Source organism: Mesorhizobium sp. M7A.F.Ca.MR.362.00.0.0 (assembly GCF_004023175.1).
Lineage (GTDB): Bacteria > Pseudomonadota > Alphaproteobacteria > Rhizobiales > Rhizobiaceae > Mesorhizobium.
The window spans coordinates 1-2,893 of sequence record NZ_RZTF01000573.1 but is presented as its reverse complement, the minus strand read 5'-3'; the positions used below and the strand labels follow the sequence as shown (position 1 = coordinate 2,893).

3 protein-coding genes are annotated in these 2,893 nt (G+C 64.0%); 1 reads left to right on the top strand and 2 read right to left on the bottom strand.

What is annotated here, in order from left to right; all coding sequences use genetic code 11:
• A partial coding sequence (locus EOC06_RS35335; protein ID WP_128309983.1) for a proline racemase family protein occupies positions 1–848 on the top strand: 848 nt, incomplete at its 5' end.
• A gap of 9 nt (positions 849–857) precedes the next feature.
• Here the strand turns inward: EOC06_RS35335 and EOC06_RS35330 are convergent.
• Together EOC06_RS35330 and EOC06_RS35325 are read right to left on the bottom strand one after the other, a co-directional pair.
• The gene (locus EOC06_RS35330; protein ID WP_128309982.1) at positions 858–1,568 is read right to left on the bottom strand and encodes a sulfate transporter family protein; all 711 of its coding nucleotides are present in this window, start codon (positions 1,566–1,568) and stop codon (positions 858–860) included.
• A 174-nt stretch (positions 1,569–1,742) separates the two neighbouring features.
• Entirely contained in the window at positions 1,743–2,660 is a 918-nt protein-coding gene (locus tag EOC06_RS35325; RefSeq protein WP_128309981.1) for a DMT family transporter, read from the bottom strand.
• Positions 2,661–2,893 lie beyond the last annotated feature (233 nt).

The following is a 2,893-nucleotide window of genomic DNA, read 5'->3' as shown; positions in this document are numbered from 1 at the left end:
AGCCGCGCGGCCATTACGACATGTATGGCGCCTTGCTGGTCGAACCCGACCTGCCCGGCGCCGACCTCGCCGTGCTGTTCATGCACAATGAGGGTTATTCGACGATGTGCGGCCACGCCATCGTCGCGCTCGGCCGCTACGCCGTAGATGAAGGATTGGTGGCGAAACAGGAACCAATCACGACAGTCAATATCGAGGCGCCGTGCGGGCTGGTCGTCGCCTCCGTCGAGGTCAGGGACGGCAAGGCCGGTGCGGTGGCGTTCGAAAGCGTGCCAGCGTTCCTGTTCGCCGGCGGCCAGACAATAGAGCTGGCGGGCCACGGCACGATCGGCTTCGACGTCGCCTATGGCGGGGCTTTCTACGCGCTGGCCGATTGTCACCAATTCGGGCTCGAATTCGGCAAAAGCCGGGTGCGCGATTTCGTCGATGCGGCAACGGCGCTGACGGACAGGCTCAAGGCCGAATTTCCGCTGTCGCATCCCGACCACGGCGACCTTGCCTTCCTATACGGCACCATCCTGACCGATGGCCGCGATGCTTTTTCCGATGGGGTGACCAAGAACATCTGCGTCTTCGCCGAGGCGGAGGTCGACCGCTCGCCGACCGGCTCCGGCGTCACCGCAAGGCTGGCGGCCATGCATGCCAAGGGCGAGATCGCGATCGGACAGACGCGCACATTCGAAAGCATTGCCGGCTCGCGGTTTTCGGGAGCCGTGGTGCGGACGGCGAAGGCTGGCCCGCACGGGGCGATCATCGCCCGCGTCGGCGGCCGCGCCTATTATAGTGGCAGGACGGAGTTTATCGTCGAAGCGGACGACGAGCTCGGACGCGGATTCCTGTTGCGCTGAAGAAAATGCTCAGCGGCGCGAGGAGCGAGCCACTTCCCGCACCGAGATCGCCTTGTGCAGATGCACCATCACGGCGGCGGCGAAGAGCGGCGTCAGCAGGTTGAGCAACGGCACGGCGAGGAAAGCCGCGATGAGCAGCCCGGCGAGAAACACCGTGCCGGCATAGTGCCTGCGCAAGGCCCTGGCCTCTTCTTCCCCGCGAAAGCGCATGGCAGCGAATTCGAAGAACTCGCGCCCGAGCAGATAGCCGTTGACGATAAAGAAGGCGGCTATGTTGACGCCCGGCACCAGCAGAAGCAGCAGGGCGACGATGTTGCCGAGAATGACGACGCCGAGGAATCGCGCCGACAGCACCAGCGAGCGCAGCGCCGGCATGGCGCGACCGGTCGGATCGCCGGGATAGTCGGTGCGCTCGACCACTTCGGCGATATCGTCGAGGAACAGGCCGGCGACAACAGCCGTCACCGGCGCGATGAGCAATGCCATGCCGAAGGCAAGCGCTATCGCGGCGATGATGCCACCCAGCCAGCCGGCCCAGGACGGTATGCCGGGCAACAGCGTCTGCAGCCACGGCAGGGCGAGCCACTCGACGAGGCTGGTCAGGCCGAACCACAAGGCGACAAGCGCCAGCAGCGTCAGACCCAATGTCTTGAGGAACACGGCCCGAAAGGGAGGCGAGAGCAGATCGAGGGCCGCAGTGCGGGCAGCGTCGAAAATCACCGTGCTTTACCCCAGGTCACACCAGACACCGTCGAAAAGGCGGATGCTTCCGAGATAAGCAGAGCACGGCATGAGCGCAAGCAGGCCGGTTCTTGTGCTTTGACGCAATCCCCAAGGGGAAAGCGCTATGCGCTTTTCCTTGGAAAACCGCTTCACACTTGTCCTGGAATTGCTCTACCGCGCAAATGCTGGCTTTCGAACCGGAATGGTCATGGCGGCGACCCCAGCCACGACAAAACCCATGCCCAGCCATGCCGTCGAGCCTAGGCTTTCGCCGAGGAAAAGGGCGCCGATGCCGACGCCGATCGGCACCCGCAGATAGGCCTGCGAGGTGGTGCCGACCGAACCCAACGTGTGGATGAGGCGGAAATAGATAACGAAGGCCAGTGCGGTGGAAAACACCGACAGGCCGAGCAGGGCCAGAATCGATGCGGTCGAAGGCGCCAGCGTCCATGGCTGGTCGAACACCAGACTGAGGGGCACGAGGATGACGGCGCCGCACAGCATCGAACCGGCGGCAGGCAGCATCGGATCGAGACCCTTGAAGCCGCGGCCGAAAATGGCGGCCCCGGCATAGCAGATTGTTGCCGCTACGATGGCCAACTGCGCCCACAACTCGTGACCGAGACCACCCAGTGCCTGCGTGCCTATGATGAGGCAGATGCCGGCAATGCCGGCGCCGACGCCAATCAGCTTGCGCAGCGTGACCGGCTCATGGCGGGTGATGAGCGCGGTCAAAAGGAAGGTGAAGATCGGCGAGGTCGCGTTCAGGATGGTGGCGAGGCCGGCATCGACCGAACGTTCGGCCGCGGCGATCAGGGTGAACGGGATGACGCTGTTGAGGCAGGCCTGGAAGGCGAAGCGGCGCCAGCTTGCCGCATCGCCCGGCAGGCTGAGCCCGCGCCAGCGGAGGATGGCAAACAAGATACCACCGGCAATCAGGGTGCGGGCGGCGATGAAGGTGACCGGCGGGATGGTTTCGACGCCGATCTTGATGAAGGTGTAGGAGGCGCCCCAGAGCACCGCCAGCACGACGAGCAGCGCAAGGTCGGTGGTCATGTCGTTCTTTGCAGGCTCGTTCTTTGTCGGCATGGCTCGCCTTCAAACGGGATCGGGTGAGCCATGCTTGTAGGCGGTCCGGCGATGAAATGCTTCGGCCACGGTCGAATTGTCATAGCGCCTCGCGGCTGATGCGCCTTTTGCCTGTTCCGCCAAAGTTGCGTGTCACGCCCTAGGCAAACCGGTTTCAAATCGCTAGACCCGCGCCGGACCGGCGTGGCAAGAAGCCGGCTCGGGTTTTGGCGGAGATTTTGATGCCGGATTAT

Coding starts and splice junctions, on each gene's coding strand:
- EOC06_RS35325 (WP_128309981.1), bottom strand. CDS start 2,660: ATGCCGACAAAGAACGAGCCTGCAAAGAACGACATGACCACCGACCTT.